This is a genomic window from Streptomyces sp. NPDC046925, from assembly GCF_040644915.1.
Lineage (GTDB): Bacteria > Actinomycetota > Actinomycetes > Streptomycetales > Streptomycetaceae > Streptomyces.
Genome location: NZ_JBEYWZ010000026.1, coordinates 14,687 through 30,407 on the forward strand (window position 1 = coordinate 14,687; position 15,721 = coordinate 30,407).

Genomic DNA, 15,721 nt, shown 5'->3' on the forward strand with positions numbered 1-15,721 from the left:
GCCTGCGCACCGGATCGCTCACACTATCCGGCCAGTTCAGCGCTGAACGACGCCGGTGACAAATTCCACTCCCCTACAACTGGGCAATCCGCCCTATTTCTTTGTGCGGGCGGTCTTGCGCTTGAGCATGGCTTTACTCGCAGGTCGTTCCGGCGGCCGTGTTGCCCCGGAATGTGGGGGCGGGGCTCGGCGTATCGGCGGGGTCGTCCGGCTTCTCGTCGCTCTCGTAGTCGTACTCACCGGAGTCTTCGTACTCGTCGTACTCATCGTGTTCGCCGGACCCCGAAGAGTCGTCCTGGCGGCCCTCCGCCTGTTCGTTGCTGGGGGTCGGGGCGGGCTCCTCGCGTGTCACCTGAAGAGGTTCGTCCGTTCGGAGCCGGGAGAAAAGCTCGTCCGCCGCGGGTTCGACGAGTTCATCCCGATTGGCGTCGTAGGCATAGGACCGCCGCGGCACCGTGAGGAACTGCACCTGTTCTGTGGGGATGTTGCGCATGCCGCGCACCAGTTCGTACAAACCACGCAAACTCGCAAGTGCCGGGTCGGTCGTCAGCGAAGAAGTCGCCGCGTCCAGAACGGGATAGAGCTTCGCCGGATTCAGCAGGACGTCATTGCTCTGCACCTTGTTGACGAGTGCCGCGAGGAACTGCTGCTGGCGGTCCATCCGGTCGGTGTCACTGCCGTTGCCGATGCTCTTGCGGGCCCGCACATAGCCGAGCGCCTGTTCGCCGTCGAGGGTCTGCATGCCCGCGGCGATCTTCAGATGGGCGGCCTTGTCGTTGATCGGCCGCTTGAGGCAGACCTGTACGCCGTCGACCGCGTCGACCATGTCCTTGAACCCGGCAAAGTCCACGACCATGTGGTGGTCGACGCGGATCTTCGTCATCTTCTCGACCGTACGAATGGTGCAGGCCGTCCCGCCGAACTCGTACGCCCAGTTGAACTGGGCGAACTGGGCCCGCGTCCGCGTCCCGTCGGGCTTGCGGCAGCTGGGCAGGTTCACCATCACGTCCCGCGGGATCGACACCGCGGTCGCGCTCTTCCGGTCGGCCGCGAGGTGCAGCAGGATCGTGGTGTCCGAGCGCTGGGTGCCCGGATCGCGGCCGTACTTCTTGTTGCCGCGGCCCGCCCGGGTGTCGGAGCCGATGAGCAGGATGTTCTGCGCGCCGTGCACCAGCGCCGTCGGGCGCTCCTTCTCGTAGCGGGCGAGCTCGGCCGCGGCGTCCGTGTCCTTGGTGATGTTGCCGTCGAGCTTCTTGTAGATCGCCCACCCGGCGCCCCCGGCCACCAGGACGACCCCGGCCGCCCCCACCGCCGTCCAGCGCAGCCAGCGCCGCCTGCGCCGGGCGATGCCCTCACCGGTGGGGCTGGAGCCCGCGCCGGGTGCGTGCGTGCCCGGCGTCTCAGGCATGGCGCCGTCCGGGTCCGGGCGATCCGGTCCGGCGGGCATGCCTGCGGTGTCGGACACGTCTACGTCCACCCCTCATCGCGACGTCGGTGCAAGGTGCGCTTCTACGACCATGGACCGGCGTGACGCCGGGGGCCTGCGGACCGGGGTGCGGGCTGGGCCGAACGGGGGACGGCGGGGGTAGCCGGGGGAGCGGGGGAGGGGTGCGCGGGCGTGCCGGTTACTTGGCGGTGGCGGTGACCCGCTCGTCCTCGATCCGCTTCGCCAGGCCGTCCCCGGACAGCTGGTCGAGATGGCGGCAGAGCACCACGGAGCCACCGGACGCCAACGGGGCGTACAGACCGGAGCTCAGGCCCTCCCAGGTGTCGTACGACAGACCTGAGAGCAGCCGGGAGCCGGGCGCGAGCCCCAGCGTCCCGGCATCGGCGCGGGCCCGCTCCACCAGCTCCGCACCCGTCAGCTCGCCTGCGCCGCCGACGGCCAGAGCGGTCTCGTCCGGGTCCACGGGCGCGTACGGGGCGAAACGGTCGCCCTGGCTCGGCACCTCGACCGCGTAGTCGGCGAAGCCCGCGGGAGCCTGCGGGAAGCGCCCGCCGAGCGGCCGCAGCGCGAGCGCGACCCGCTCCCCGGAGCAGGCGCGCGCCGCGTCGAGCGCGTCGGGGCCGCTGACGACGAGATCGGCACCGGCCGGGTCGCCGCCCACATCCGCGACGACGCCGACGGAGGAACAGGCGAGCAGCCACACCGCCGTCTGCCAGTGCGCGGGCAGCAGCAGCGCGAGCCGGTCGCCGGGTTCGGCGGCGAGGTCGCCCTGGAGGAGATTGGCGGTCTTGGCCACCCAATTGGCGAAGGTGGCCACGGACAATTCCACGCGTTCGCCGGTGGCGTCGTCGTAGAAGGTGATGAGCGGGCGGCCCGGGTCCGCGGCGAGCGCGGATCGCAGCAGGTCGGCAGGGGTGCGGTCGGTGGCGTTCACGGGCGCAAGGGTACGCGCGTGATCCTGTGCCCCCGGGCGTGGCGGGGGAGTTCGGGCCACCGGTTCGGCGGACACGAACGGACGGATTCGGCGGACAGGAACAGACGGACCGTCAATTCCGCAATGGACAGAAATGCCCGACTGTGCCAACTATCAGTCGTATGCGTGGATTTCTAGCTTCCTCGATCGGCGTCACGTGTGCGGCCGCCCTGGCGCTTCCCCTCACCCTGCCGTCGTCCGGCGCCCGTGCCGAGACTCCAGCCGTCCAGTCGCAGGCCGGACGATCCGCGGAGTCGGTCGCGGGCAGTACCCAGTCCCTTCCGCTCGCACCGCTCGGCTCCGACCGCTCGCCGGGCGGCGGCGCCTCCGGCGAACAGGGCCTGCTCCAGCGCGAGGTCCGGCCCTTCTCCCTCGTCGGCGTCGTCTGGGACGACCCGGACGACGAACTGAACGGCAGCGTCCAGGTCCGCACGCGCGCGACCGGCACCGACAACTGGTCGGCCTGGCAGGCCGTCGAGACGCACAACCACGAACACGCCGCCGACCCGGACGCCGAGGAGCGCGCCTCGGGCAGGGTCCGCGGCTCCACCGCACCCCTGTGGGTCGGCGACTCGGACGGGGTCGAGATCCGCGTACGGGGTGAGGCGGAGAAGCGGCACGGGGGCGGGGCGGCGCGGGACCGCGCGATCGCGGGGGCTCCCGCCGGGCAGGCCCTGCCGGAAGGCCTGCGCGTCGAACTCGTCGACCCCGGCGCCGAGCCGGCCCCGCTGGCCGCCCGGCCCCAAGGCGCCCAGACCGCCGCCCTGACGAGCGAGAGCGCCGCCGTCCTGCCCGCGCTCAGCAAGCAGGAGACGGAGGCCGACCTCGCCGCGGCCCGGGGCCCGGAGTCCGCGGGGAAGGCCAAGCCCTACGTGGGACCCCGGCCGCGCATCATCACGCGCAAGGGCTGGGGCGCGAACGAGAAGCTCCGCGAGAAGAAGTTCGCGTACACGAAGACGGTGAAGGCCGCCTTCGTGCACCACAGCGCGTCCGGGAACAACTACAGCTGCTCACAGGCGGGATCCGTGCTGCGCAGCATCTACCGCTACCACGTCAAGAGCAGCGGCTGGCGTGACTTCGGCTACAACTTCGCGGTCGACAAGTGCGGAAACATCTACGAAGGACGTGCCGGAGGTGTGGCCAAGCCCGTCCTAGGGGCCCACACTCTCGGTTTCAACACCAACAGCACGGGCATCGCCGTCATCGGCAGCTACGGCTCCTCCAATCCGCCCGCGGCCGCCGTCAACGCGATCGCCCGACTGACTGCGTGGAAACTCGGCCTGTACGGAGCGAACCCGCGAGGATCGACATATCTGAAGTCCGGGGGTGGCAATCTGTACAAGAAAGGCAGGAACGTCCGGCTCCATGTGATCTCCGGGCACCGTGACGGCTTCGCCACGGAATGCCCCGGTATCCGGCTGTACAAGAAGCTGAGCAAGGCCCGCTCGACCTCGGCCCGTCTCCAGGGACGCTGAGGCAGCAGCACACCGCACGACCCGCACAGCGCGCTGCACGATCTGCAAAGCCATCTGCATACACTGGCCGGCCGCGACTCAAGTTCGGCCGGCCCCAGCAGGAAGCAGAGACGACAGGTGACAGAAGCGATCCTCCTGGTCGGCGGCAAGGGCACCCGGCTGCGTCCGCTCACGGTGCACACCCCCAAACCGATGGTTCCGGCGGCAGGCGTCCCGTTCCTCACCCACCAGCTGGCGCGGGCCCGCGCGGCAGGCGTGGAGCACATCGTCCTGGCGACCTCGTACCTCGCCGAGGTCTTCGAGCCGTACTTCGGCGACGGCTCGGCCCTCGGTCTCCACATCGAGTACGTCACCGAGACCGAGCCCCTGGGCACGGGCGGCGCGATCCGCAACGTGGCGTCGCGCCTCCACTCGGGACCCGACGAGCCGGTCCTGATCTTCAACGGCGACATCCTGACCGGCCTGGACATCCGGGCCCTGGTCACGACGCACGAGGAGTCGGGAGCGGACGTCTCCCTGCACCTCACGAAGGTCACCGACCCGCGCGCCTTCGGCCTCGTGCCGACCGACGACACGGGCAGGGTGCAGGCCTTCCTGGAGAAGCCGCAGACCCCCGAGGAGATCGTCACCGACCAGATCAACGCGGGCGCGTACGTGTTCCGCCGCTCGGTCATCGACACCATCCCCGTGGGCCGGCCCGTCTCCGTCGAGCGCGAGACGTTCCCCGACCTCCTCGCCTCCGGAGCCCATCTCCAGGGCATGGTCGACTCGACGTACTGGCTTGACCTGGGCACGCCCCAGGCCTTCGTACGCGGCTCCGCCGACCTGGTCCTCGGCCGCGCCCCGTCCCCCGCGATCCCCGGCCGCTGCGGCGACCGCCTGGTCCTGCCGACCGCCACGGTCGCCCCGGACGCGAAGCTCACCGGCGGCACGGTCGTCGGCGAGCACGCGGTGATCGGCGAGGGCGCCCGGGTGGACGGCAGCACGATCCTCGCGGGCGCGGTCGTCGAACCGAACGCGGTGATCACGGACTCCCTGATCGGCGAGAGCGCGAAGGTGGGTGCCCGCACGATCCTCACCGGCGCGGTGATCGGCGACGGCGCGAACGTCGGCCCCGACAACGAACTACGGGACGGCGTACGGGTGTGGTGCGGGGCGGAGCTGCCGGCGGGGGCGGTGCGGTTCTCGTCGGACCAGTAACCCTCAGCCCGTCCGGCGTTTGAGGACGAACTCGGCGGAGCCGGTGATGACGTTCACCAAGGCCCCCGCGCCAGCGGCCCGCGGCGCAGCCGCAATGAGATCCAGCCGGGAAGGGGCGGGGTCGGGGAAGAGAAGCCCTTACCCTCGTACAGATGTCATCCCGTTTCGCCCCCCGCACCACCCCCACCCGCACCACGGTGCGCGGCGGCGAAACGGTCGTACCCCGGGGCACGCCCCACCACCCCACAACGGGCCGGACCCGCACCTGGACCCCGCCCTACCCCCTGAACATGGGCCTGACATTGGGCCCCCTGCGAAGGGGCCCCGCGGACCCCACGTTCCGCGCGACCCCCGACGGCTCGGCCTGGCGGACCAGCCGCACCCCGGAGGGCCCCGGCACACTCAGGGTCGCCCTCCGCGCGGAGTCGGTCGAGGCGGAGGCATGGGGCCCCGGAGCCACCTGGCTCCTGGACCAACTCCCGCACCTCCTGGGCGAATCAGACACCCCAGAGGATTTCACCCCCCGCCACCGCCTCCTCGCGGCAACGGCACACCGCCGCCCCGGCCTCCGCCTGCTCCGCACGGGCCTGGTCCTGGAGTCCCTGATCCCGTCGATCCTGGAACAGAAGGTCACGACGGACGAGGCGTACCGCGCGTGGCGCCTCCTGGTCCGCAAGTTCGGCGAGCCGGCCCCCGGCCCGGTCCCCGCCCAACTGCGCATGCACGTCATGCCGGACCCGAGGACCTGGACCCTGATCCCGTCCTGGGAGTGGCACAAGGCGGGCGTGGACGACAAGCGCGCGTCGACGATCCTGCGGGCGGCACGCGTCGCCGCGCGCATGGAGGAGGCGGCGACGATGGAGCCGCTCCAGGCGCAGGCCCGCCTGGAGCTGATCCCGGGCATCGGCCCGTGGACATCGGCGGAGACGATCCAGCGCAGCAACGGTGCACCGGACGCGGTCACGGTGGGCGACCTCCACCTGCCGGGCATCATCGGCTACGCCCTGGCGGACAACCGCACGGCGGACGACGAGGAAATGCTCCGCCTCCTGGCCCCCTACGAGGGCCAACGCCACCGGGCGGCCCGCCTCATCCTCCTGAGCGGCCGCACCCCCGCCCGCAGAAAACCGGGCATGCCGAAGTTCGACATAGCCAAGATCTGAGCGCCCCGTAGGGGCCGCGGGGACCAGCACGAGCCCCGTAAGGGGCGCGGGGCTGTGACATTTGCGGCTCCGCCGCGTGGGCGCGACAAGCCCCCACAACCCGCAGCAAAGGCGCAGCCAGCCAAGCCGCAGCCAAGCCGAGGCCGCAGGCCGGCCAGACCCCGCTACAGAACCCGTACGAAGTCCCCCGCATCCCGCGAGGCCCGAGCCGCAGGCTCACCCGCGGGGTGCCCCACGGCCACCGCCCCCATCGGATCCCACGAGCCCGGAAGCCCGAGAACGTCCCGTACGACGTCCCGGCAGAACATCGTCGACGAGACCCACGCGGACCCGAGCCGCTCCCCGGCCAGCGCGACGAGGAAGTTCTGCACCCCGGCCCCGGCGGCGACCACGAACATCTCCCGCTCGGCCGCGTCCCGCCGCTCGTCCCCGTACGTGTGGGAGCCGTCCATGACGAGGCAGGGCACCACCAGGTAGGGCGCCCTGCGCAGGACGTCCCCGCGCCGCACCCGCTTCTCGATGGACTCCGGAGACTTCCCGTCCCGCCGAAGGTCCGCGACCCACGCGTCCCGCATCGCGTCGAGCAGCCGCACCCGCGCGTCCTCGGATTCGAGCAGGACGAACCGCCACGGCGTCGTGTGATGCGGGGCGGGCGCGGTCACCGCAGCCGCCACGGCCCGCCTGACGGCTCCGGGGTCCACCGGCTCGTCCGTGAACTCCCGGACGGTCCGCCGCTGCGTCACGGCCTCACGTACGGCCTCGGACGTGCCGAGCCGGAACATGTCGTCGCGGGAGCCGCGCACCATGACGCGAGCCCCCTCGTCGGACGCCCCGGCCCCGCCCACGACGTGCGAAAGACCCCGGACCACCGCGACCGGCAGCCCCTCGGCCTTCCCCTTGACGAGATCCCCGGCGGCGGCGAGCTCGTCCGCGGTGGCGACCACCGTCGCGCTCAGCGGATTGCCGTACGCGTCCACGCCGCCGCGCAGGTCGTCGAGGACCCGCACGCCCGCCGCGCCGATGGCGACATCGGTGAGGCCGTTGCGCCAGGGCCGCCCGAAGGTGTCCGTGACGACGACGCCGACGTCCACGCCAAGGGCGTCCCGCAGCCCGTCCCGCACCGCGCGCGCCGAGGCGTCGGGGTCCTCGGGCAGCAAGAGGACGGTCCCGGAAGCCGTGTTCGACGCGTCGACACCGGCGGCGGCCATCACCAGGCCCTGCCGGTTCTCGACGATGCGCAGGGTCCCGCGCCGCGCCACGACCCGTACCGTCTCCGCGTCGATGGCCGCCTCGCGGTCGCCCGCCTCGACGATCCGCCCCTCGGCCTTGCTGACGATCTTCGAGGTGACCAGGAGCACGTCACCGTCGGCGAGCGTCGGCTCGGCGGCGGCGATCAGCTTGGCGAGATCGTCCCCCTGCCGCACCTCGGGAAGACCGGGCACGGCCCACACACGAAACGACGGGGAGCCCCCCGCTGCCGAGGACGTCACGCCCGTACCTCCTCTGCGAGGGCGAGCGCCGCGCGCGCCATCTCGGCGGTCGCGTCGACGTCGCTCATCATCAGCGGAATCGCCCGGCACCGGATCCCCGCCGACTCGACGCGCTCCACGACCCCGGCGTCCACCGTGTCGACGAGCCACCCGTCGAGCAGCCCGCTTCCGTAGTGCTCGGCGACCGCGGCGGCCGTGGACTCCACGCCCACCGCGGCGAGCACCTTGTCGGCCATGCCCCGCACGGGCGCGTCCCCGACGATGGGGGAGAGCCCGACGACGGGCACGCCCGCGTCGGCGATGGCCTCGCGGATCCCCGGCACGGCGAGGATCGTGCCGACGCTCACCACGGGGTTGGACGGCGGGAAGAGCACGATGTCCGCCTCGGCGATCGCCTCCAGGACGCCGGGCGCGGGCTTGGCCTGGTCGGCGCCGACCGGCACGACGGCGTGCGCGTCCACGGACGCCCGCAGGCGCACCCAGTACTCCTGGAAGTGCACGGCCTTCTGCTCGCCGTCGACCGTGACGGCGACATGCGTCTCGACGCGGTCGTCCGACATCGGGATGAGCCGCACGCCGGGCTGCCAGCGCTCGCACAGCGCTTCCGTCACCGCGCTGAGCGGGAATCCGGCGGCCATCATCTGGGTCCGCACGATGTGCGTGGCGAAGTCCCGGTCGCCGAGCCCGAACCACTCGGGCCCCACTCCATAGGCCGCGAGTTCTTCCTTGACCTTGAACGTCTCGTCCGTACGCCCCCAGCCCTGCTCTTCGTTGATGCCGCCGCCGAGGGTGTACATCACGGTGTCGAGGTCGGGGCAGACCTTGAGGCCGAACAGGTGGATGTCGTCACCGGTGTTGCCGATGACGGTGATGTCCGCGTCAGGCGCGGCTTTCTTGAGCCCGCGGAGGAAACGGGCGCCGCCGATACCGCCGGCCAGGACCACAATGCGCATGGGCCCAAGCATGTCAGGCAGGTACGACAGCGCGTCAGGCGGTTACGACATCTCCGGCCGCGTGAGCGGTGTCCCGTACGCCGCACCGCGCCGCGTGCATCGGCATGTCGGTCAGGCCGGGGTAGTAGACGTGCAGGCTGACGGCGGGTTCCAGGGAGTCGTTGACGACGTCGTGGACGTATCCGGGCGCGAACACGCGCTGGGACCCGGCGTCGAGCGTGCGCTGCCCGCGTTCCGTACGCTCCGTCAGTTCGCCCTCAAGGACCGTCAGTACGCCGGAGGAGAGGCCGTGGTCGTGCGGGCCGCTGCCCTGTCCGGGCACCCAGGAGAGCAGCCAGACCTCGTAGCCGGGACCGGTGCGCAGGCGGTGGTACCAGCGGCTCGTCGCGTCGTACTCGACGAGGTGGGCCCACTGTGCGCGGTCGGCCGCGATGGCGCGGGCCATGCCGACGAACTCGGCCACGGTGGCGGGGTGCTCGCGGGCGGGCTGCAGGAGGTGCGTGACTTCGAGGATGTCGCCGGCGATCTGGAGGTCGCTGTCGCTGTTCATGGTGCGGTGGTTCCTCAACGTGAGAGTGCTGGGGTGTCGCGACGGAAGGTGGAGCGGAGAAGCGGCTCAAAGAAGGAGAAGCGGGAGAAGCTCAGAGGCTCGGCTCGACGAGCTTGGCGGACTTCACTTCAGGGAGGCTCGAGCGAGGGAACGCCGGAGCGGGCTCAACAGCTGGAAGCGGGTGGCCTCAACAGCTGGAACAGGAACAGCGACAGCGCGCGTGGACAGCACCGAGGAGCCCGCTGGTGCGGGTCGTCGAGAGAGCCAAGTTCGCGAGCATGCCCACTAGGAGACCGGGTCACACCTTCCCTGTCAACTCTATGTCCGTTATGTGAGACATGTTTCACCTCTTCCGGTTGTTCTTCGAGGTGAAAGGTTTGTGCACCGGGTGCACGGGACACCCAGGGGACACGTTGCGCTTCAACCGGCGCGACCGGCACGTAAACCCCGTCGCGATCCCGTGACCCGAATGTGATCCGCTTCGCTTCGGCGGACGGTTCGCAACGGGATCGATCTCCGTGGCGTCCTTCCCTGGTGAGGGTGGTCGGTGAGGACGGTCGCAGGGCACTCGGAACGGACCGCTGACGGCTGTCAGGGTTTATGCCGATTTGAACACTTTCCGCATTACCTTGGTTCCGCAGGGTGAATAAGGGGCCCAATAGCAGATCTCGGCTTGACTGGCCCGGATCGGCACACTTGTAATTTCACTCGTGTCGTTCAGCCGAAATCGGTAACGGCAAGCACCGCGGGGACGCACAGACAGACGAGGGGCGCACATGACCGAGCTGGTTCAGGAACTGCTGGTCGAGGACGCGGACGAGGAACTCGGCTGGCAGGAGCGCGCGCTGTGCGCCCAGACCGACCCCGAGTCCTTCTTCCCCGAGAAGGGCGGCTCCACGCGAGAGGCCAAAAAGGTCTGCCTCGCCTGCGAGGTTCGCTCGGAATGCCTTGAGTACGCACTGGCGAACGACGAGCGGTTCGGAATCTGGGGCGGTCTTTCCGAGCGCGAGCGCCGTCGGCTGAAGAAGGCGGCCGTCTGAATACCAGCCAGTTCGGAACGGGCAGGAGACCGCGAGCAAGAGCCTGTTCCGCCCGAACAATCGGCACACACCCCTACGTAACGAACAGCCCGCCGCCCGTGGGTCGTCCACAGGCGGCGGGCTGTTGTGATGCCAGCCGTTAGTGTGGGGCCCCGTCCGAGACGCCCCGGCGCCCCCATGAAGCGCAGGCGTCCACCGCAGTCCATCGAACCGGGGCCCTCACCTCGATGTCCGTGCACAGCCATTCGGCAGCCGCTCACCACGACGCTGCCGCTCCTGAGTTCCCGCGGCACGTCGTCACCGCCGTGATCGTCTCCCACGACGGCGCCCGCTGGCTGCCCGACGCCCTGGCCGGCCTGCTCGGCCAGGAGCGCCCGGTGCAGAACGCCGTGGCCGCGGACACCGGCAGCGCGGACGACTCCGCCCGCCTGGTCACCGAGGCACTCGGCCCCGACCGCGTCCTGCACCTGGCCCGGCGCTCCGGCTTCGGCACCGCCGTCGACGAGGCGAACCGCACCGCCGGCGTGCTGACACCGGAAGAGCTGCCGTATCTGAAGCGCCCCAGCGGCTGGGACCCGGTCAGCCGGACCTGGCGCGACGAGGCCTACGACCTCCCCGATCTGCCGCACGGCGAGCCCGAGCAGTGGCTGTGGCTGCTGCACGACGACTGCGCGCCCGAGCCCGGCGCCCTCGCCGAACTGCTCCGCGTCGTGGAGAACGAACGCGAGGTCGGCAAGGACGTCGCGATCGTCGGCCCCAAGCTGCGCGGCTGGTACGACCGCCGCCAGCTCCTGGAAGTCGGCGTCTCCATCGCCAACAGCGGCCGCCGCTGGACCGGCATCGACCGGCGCGAACAGGACCAGGGCCAGCACGACCACGTACGGCCTGTCCTCTCCGTGTCCACCGCGGGCATGCTGATCCGGCGTGAGGTCTTCGAGGAACTGGGCGGGTTCGACCGGCGCCTTCCGCTCATGCGCGACGACGTCGACCTGTGCTGGCGCGCCCAGAACGCGGGCCACCGCGTCCTGATCGCCCCCGAAGCCGTCGTGCGGCACGCCGAGGCCTCGTCCCGCGAGCGCCGCACCGTCGACTGCGTCGGCCGTACGTCCACGTCGCCGCACCGCGTGGACAAGGCGGGCGCCGCCTACACCCTGCTCGTCAACGCCCGCGCGGCCGTGCTGCCCTGGGTGCTCGTCCGGCTCGTGGTGGGCACCCTGCTGCGCACCGTCGCGTATCTGGTCGGCAAGGTGCCCGGCCAGGCCCTCGACGAGGTCGCCGGTCTCCTCGGGACGCTGCTGCGGCCGGGACGCATCGCCGCCGCCCGCAAGAAGCGCGGCAGATCGGCGCTCGAACCCGCCGAGATGCGGCCGCTCTTCCCGCCGCCGGGCGCCACCGTGCGCGCCACCGTCGAACAGGTCGCCGGCAATCTCATCGGCCGCTCCGACCCCGAGGCCGTCACCGGCGCCGGACGCCACGGAACCGTCGAATCCGGACCCGGCGGCGACGACGCGGACTTCCTCCAGGTCGAGCAGTTCGCACGGCTCAAGCGCCTGGCCCGCAAGCCGGGCCCGATGCTCTTCGTGGTGCTCCTGTTCGCCTCGCTCATCGCCTGCCGCGAACTCCTCGGCAGCGGTGCGCTCGCGGGCGGCGCGCTGCTTCCCGCACCCGGCGACTCCTCCGGCCTCTGGGCCCGCTATCTGGACGCCTGGCACCCCGTGGGGACCGGCGGCACACAGTCCGCGCCGCCCTACATCGCGCTCGTCGCGGGGCTCAGCACCCTGATGTTCGGGTCCACCGGACTCGCGGTCACGGTGCTCCTCGTCGGCTCGGTGCCGCTGGCCGGATTCGCCGCCTACTTCGCCTCACGGCCGCTCGTCGAGTCGCGTCTGCTGCGCGCCTGGGCCTCGGTCGCGTACGCCTTCCTGCCGGCCGCCACGGGAGCGCTCGCGGGCGGGCACATCGGCACCGCCGTCCTCGCGATCCTGCTGCCGCTCATGGCGCGCGCGGGCATCGCGGCGAGCGGACTGACCTCGGCGGAGGGCAACCGTGGGAGCTGGCGCGCCTCATGGGCGTTCGCGCTGCTCCTGACGATCACCACCGCGTTCACGCCGGTCGTGTGGCCGATCGCCCTGGTGCTCGGTCTCGCGCTCCTCGTGGTGCGCAGGGGCGACATCACGGCGTACGGCCTGCGCTTCCTCGCCGCCCTGGGCACCCCGCTCCTGATCCTCGCGCCCTGGTCGCTCTCACTGCTGCCCTTCGGCTTCTTCGGCGAGGCGGGCCTGGAGTTCGGCACGGGTTCCGCGACCGGGCTCGACCTGCTCGGCAGCAGCCCCGGCGGCCCCGGCACCGTGGACGGCCTTCTGCTCATCGGCATCGTCCTCGCCGCCCTCGCCGCGCTCCTGCGCACCGAGCGGCAGTCCGCCGTCCGCACCGCCTGGCTCGCCGCGCTGGTCTCGCTGGTCTTCGCGGCGCTCTCGAACGGCTCGGCGTGGGCGGGACCCGCCACCCTGGGGTACGGCATCGCGCTCCTCGCCGCCGCCGCGCTCGGTGCCGACGGGGCACGCACGCGTGTCGCCGAGCAGAGCTTCGGCTGGCGTCAGCCGGTGGCCGTCCTCATCGCCTTCGCGGCCGCCGCGGGACCGCTGCTCGTCGCCGCCGGATGGATGATCCGCGGCGCCGACGGCCCCCTGGAGCGGCGCGATCCCGTGCAGGTGCCCGCGTTCGTCGCCGAGGAGAGCGGCACGCAGGACCAGGCCCGCACGCTCGTCCTGGACAGCGAGTCGGCCGCCCGGGTCTCGTACACGCTGGTCCGCGGATCGGGCGCCCGGCTCGGGGACGCCGAGCTCGCCGAGGCAGGCGGCTCGAACCAGCACCTCGACAAGATCGTCGCCCGGCTCCTCGCGGGCTCCGGCGCCGACCAGGCCGACCAGCTCGGCGGTTTCGCCGTGCGCTACGTCCTCGTACGCGACGGCGCGCCCCGCCAGATGAGCCGCACCCTGGACTCCACGCCCGGCCTCACCCGGCTCAGCCAGGAGGACGGCAGCGCCCTGTGGCGCGTGGACCGCCAGGTCTCGCGCGCCGCGATCGTGCCCGGATCCGGCGACCCGCAGCCGGTCGCCGCGGGCCCCGTGGAGCTGCACACGAACATCCCGGCCGGTGACGAGGGCCGCACGCTGCGGCTCGCCGACGCGGTCGACGAGGGCTGGACGGCGACCCTGGACGGCCGCCCGCTGACCGCGACGACGCTGGACGGCTGGGCGCAGGGCTTCGAACTGCCCGCGACGGGCGGCCGCCTGGACGTCACCCATGACGCGCCGGTGGGCCACACGGGCTGGCTGTGGGCGCAGGGAGCGCTCGCCGTGGTCCTGGTGGTCATGGCCCTTCCCGGCCGCCGCAGGCACGTGGACGACGACCTCCCCGACGAGCCCGTCATCCCGGCCCAGCCGGTCGAGGGCGAGGGACGCAGGGCACGCAGGCTGCGGGCCGCCCAGGCCGAGCAGGAAGCGGCGCAGGCACAGGCGGGCGCCGGACAGGACGACGCCGGTGCGCCGCCGCCCCCTCCCGCTCCCGCGGCCCCTCCCGCCGCTCCGGAGGAGGACGCCTTCGCCGCGGTGCCCCAGCAGCAGTCGTACGAGGAGTGGGAGGCCCCCGCGCACGCGGGTGTCGACTACGGCACGTACCAGGGCGAGCAGCAGTACCAGGACGCGCAGTATCAGGCGGGCGGCTACGACCAGAGCGCGTACCAGGACCCCTACCAGGGCGGCCAGTACGACCCGTACGCCTACGGAGGCGCGCAGGGCGGCGGCGAGCAGTACGGGCAGCCGTACGACCCCGTGTACGGGCACCAGCAGCCTCCGGTGCCGCCGCAGCCCCCGCAGCCGCCGCACGGCACCGACAGTGAGCGCCCCGACGGGAGCCAGCAGTGAACCGCACGACCCAGTCCCTGATCGCCGCGGTGGCCGCGCTCGCCGCCGTCACCGGATTCGCGGTGGCCAACGCGCCCGACGGCAGCGGCGACGACGGCGCGAAGGCGGCCGCGCGGCTGCCCGTGGAGCGCTCCAGCCTGCTCTGCCCGGTGCCCAGTTCGTCCGACCTCGCCGAGACCTCGTACACGGCGTTCACGCCCAAGGGCGAGGGCGACGGCGAGGCGGGCAAGGCGGAACTGCTGCCCGCGACCAGGGAATTGACGGACGCTCCGAAGGGCGGGGACAACAAGGAGGCGAAGAAGGCCGCCAAGCCGTTCCTGACGCCGAAGACACCGGGCAAGCCCGTCACCGGCGAGGAGTCCGGGGGCAGCGCACCCGCGCTGCTCGGCACCGCCGACGGCAAGCTGGCCCCCGGCTGGACGGTCCAGCAGACCACCAAGTACGCGGTGGGCAGCGGCCGCGGCGTCCAGGGCACCAACTGCACGGCCCCCGACACGGACTTCTGGTTCCCCGGCGCGAGCACCGACAAGGACCGCAGCGACTACGTCCACCTGACCAACCCGGACGATTCGGCGGCCGTCGTCGACATCGAGCTGTACGGCAAGGGCGGCGCCCTCAAGACCGAGGTGGGCGAGGCGATCCAGGTCCAGCCGCACTCCAGCGTCCCGGTCCTGCTCTCCACGCTCTCGCCCAAGGAGCAGACCAACCTCACGATGCACGTGACCGCGCGCAGCGGCCGGGTCGCGGCCGCCGTGCAGTCCTCGGACGACAAGCTCGGCGGCGACTGGCTGCCCGCGTCCGCGGACCCCGCGAGCCGCGTGGTCCTGCCCGGCATCCCCAAGGACGCCACTTCGGTACGTCTGGTGGCCTTCGCGCCCGGCGCCGACGACGCCGACCTGAAGGTCCAACTGGCCTCGCCCACCGGCTCGATCAGCCCGGCCGGGCACGCGAACCTGCACGTCAAGTCGGGCATGACGACCGCCGTCGATCTGGGTGACGTCACCAAGGGCGAGGCGGGCTCGCTGATCCTGACGCCGACCGAGGACGCGGCACCGGTGGTGGCGGCCCTGCGCGTCACCCGGGGCAAGGGCGCCGACCAGGAGACGGCGTTCATCCCGGCCACGAACGCGATCGGCACGCGCGCGTCGGTGGCCGACAACCGGGCCAAGGGTTCCACGCTGTCCCTCGTGGCTCCCGGCAAGACGGGCAGGGTGAAGGTCACCGCTTCGGAGGGCTCCGAGGGCGGCTCGGCGACGAGCAAGACGTACTCGGTCAAGGGCGGCACGACGCTGGGGATCAAGGCCCCGGTCCCGAGCGGCCTCAAGGGCACGTACGCACTGACGGTGGAGCCGGTCTCGGGGGGCGAGGTCTACGGCTCCCGCATGCTGGAGTCCCCGGAGGACGGCGTCCCCATGTTCACCGTCCAGACCCTGCCGGACGACAAGGGGACGGTGTCGGTGCCGGAGGCCGAACAGGATCTGACAGTGCTGCAGAAGTAGGCCGC

General features: G+C 71.9%; 11 protein-coding genes. 6 read left to right on the forward strand and 5 right to left on the reverse strand.

What is annotated here, in order from left to right; all coding sequences use genetic code 11:
• Window positions 1-133 precede the first annotated feature (133 nt).
• Together ABZ906_RS45540 and ABZ906_RS45545 are read right to left on the reverse strand one after the other, a co-directional pair.
• Window positions 134-1,408, reverse strand: a complete 1,275-nt coding sequence (locus tag ABZ906_RS45540; RefSeq protein ID WP_361393212.1) for an LCP family protein — start codon at window positions 1,406-1,408, stop codon at window positions 134-136.
• 217 nt (window positions 1,409-1,625) lie between these two features.
• A complete protein-coding gene (locus ABZ906_RS45545; protein ID WP_361393180.1) occupies window positions 1,626-2,381 on the reverse strand; it encodes a TIGR03089 family protein in 756 nt (251 codons plus the stop codon).
• A gap of 161 nt (window positions 2,382-2,542) precedes the next feature.
• Between ABZ906_RS45545 and ABZ906_RS45550 the strand changes: the two genes are divergently transcribed.
• The 3 genes from ABZ906_RS45550 to ABZ906_RS45560 all read left to right on the forward strand — a co-directional run bounded on the left by ABZ906_RS45550 (window position 2,543) and on the right by ABZ906_RS45560 (window position 6,258).
• Window positions 2,543-3,895, forward strand: coding sequence for a peptidoglycan recognition protein (locus ABZ906_RS45550; protein ID WP_361393182.1), 1,353 nt, complete (start codon window positions 2,543-2,545; stop codon window positions 3,893-3,895).
• Between the two features lie 117 nt (window positions 3,896-4,012).
• Window positions 4,013-5,095, forward strand: a complete 1,083-nt coding sequence (locus ABZ906_RS45555) for an NDP-sugar synthase (protein ID WP_361199319.1) — start codon at window positions 4,013-4,015, stop codon at window positions 5,093-5,095.
• A 152-nt stretch (window positions 5,096-5,247) separates the two neighbouring features.
• Window positions 5,248-6,258 carry a DNA-3-methyladenine glycosylase 2 family protein gene (locus ABZ906_RS45560; RefSeq protein ID WP_361393184.1) on the forward strand — a complete coding sequence of 337 codons (1,011 nt, stop codon included), beginning with the start codon at window positions 5,248-5,250 and terminating at the stop codon, window positions 6,256-6,258.
• Window positions 6,259-6,422: 164 nt separating this feature from the next.
• Here the strand turns inward: ABZ906_RS45560 and ABZ906_RS45565 are convergent, their stop codons facing one another.
• The 3 genes from ABZ906_RS45565 to ABZ906_RS45575 are packed head-to-tail and all read right to left on the reverse strand — an operon-like array spanning window position 6,423 to window position 9,251.
• The gene (locus tag ABZ906_RS45565; protein WP_361393186.1) at window positions 6,423-7,748 is read right to left on the reverse strand and encodes a coenzyme F420-0:L-glutamate ligase; all 1,326 of its coding nucleotides are present in this window, start codon (window positions 7,746-7,748) and stop codon (window positions 6,423-6,425) included.
• Window positions 7,745-8,701, reverse strand: coding sequence for a 2-phospho-L-lactate transferase (cofD, locus tag ABZ906_RS45570; protein ID WP_361199328.1), 957 nt, complete (start codon window positions 8,699-8,701; stop codon window positions 7,745-7,747). The genes ABZ906_RS45565 and cofD overlap by 4 nt, the downstream gene beginning before the upstream one ends.
• A gap of 34 nt (window positions 8,702-8,735) precedes the next feature.
• Window positions 8,736-9,251: a cysteine dioxygenase family protein gene (locus tag ABZ906_RS45575; protein WP_361393188.1), complete on the reverse strand. Its 516-nt coding sequence runs from the start codon at window positions 9,249-9,251 to the stop codon at window positions 8,736-8,738.
• 776 nt (window positions 9,252-10,027) lie between these two features.
• Between ABZ906_RS45575 and ABZ906_RS45580 the strand changes: the two genes are divergently transcribed.
• The 3 genes from ABZ906_RS45580 (at window position 10,028) to ABZ906_RS45590 (ending at window position 15,716) form a co-directional block, all read left to right on the forward strand.
• The gene (locus ABZ906_RS45580) at window positions 10,028-10,291 is read left to right on the forward strand and encodes a WhiB family transcriptional regulator (RefSeq protein ID WP_016642094.1); all 264 of its coding nucleotides are present in this window, start codon (window positions 10,028-10,030) and stop codon (window positions 10,289-10,291) included.
• A gap of 227 nt (window positions 10,292-10,518) precedes the next feature.
• Entirely contained in the window at window positions 10,519-14,217 is a 3,699-nt protein-coding gene (locus ABZ906_RS45585) for a glycosyltransferase family 2 protein (RefSeq protein WP_361393190.1), read from the forward strand.
• A complete protein-coding gene (locus ABZ906_RS45590; RefSeq protein WP_361393192.1) occupies window positions 14,214-15,716 on the forward strand; it encodes a DUF5719 family protein in 1,503 nt (500 codons plus the stop codon). The genes ABZ906_RS45585 and ABZ906_RS45590 overlap by 4 nt, the downstream gene beginning before the upstream one ends.
• The last annotated feature ends 5 nt before the right edge of the window (window positions 15,717-15,721 follow it).

Coding starts and splice junctions, on each gene's coding strand:
- ABZ906_RS45540 (WP_361393212.1), bottom strand. CDS start 1,408: ATGCCTGAGACGCCGGGCACGCACGCACCCGGCGCGGGCTCCAGCCCC.
- ABZ906_RS45550 (WP_361393182.1), top strand. CDS start 2,543: ATGCGTGGATTTCTAGCTTCCTCGATCGGCGTCACGTGTGCGGCCGCC.
- ABZ906_RS45560 (WP_361393184.1), top strand. CDS start 5,248: ATGTCATCCCGTTTCGCCCCCCGCACCACCCCCACCCGCACCACGGTG.
- cofD (WP_361199328.1), bottom strand. CDS start 8,701: ATGCGCATTGTGGTCCTGGCCGGCGGTATCGGCGGCGCCCGTTTCCTC.
- ABZ906_RS45575 (WP_361393188.1), bottom strand. CDS start 9,251: ATGAACAGCGACAGCGACCTCCAGATCGCCGGCGACATCCTCGAAGTC.
- ABZ906_RS45580 (WP_016642094.1), top strand. CDS start 10,028: ATGACCGAGCTGGTTCAGGAACTGCTGGTCGAGGACGCGGACGAGGAA.
- ABZ906_RS45585 (WP_361393190.1), top strand. CDS start 10,519: ATGTCCGTGCACAGCCATTCGGCAGCCGCTCACCACGACGCTGCCGCT.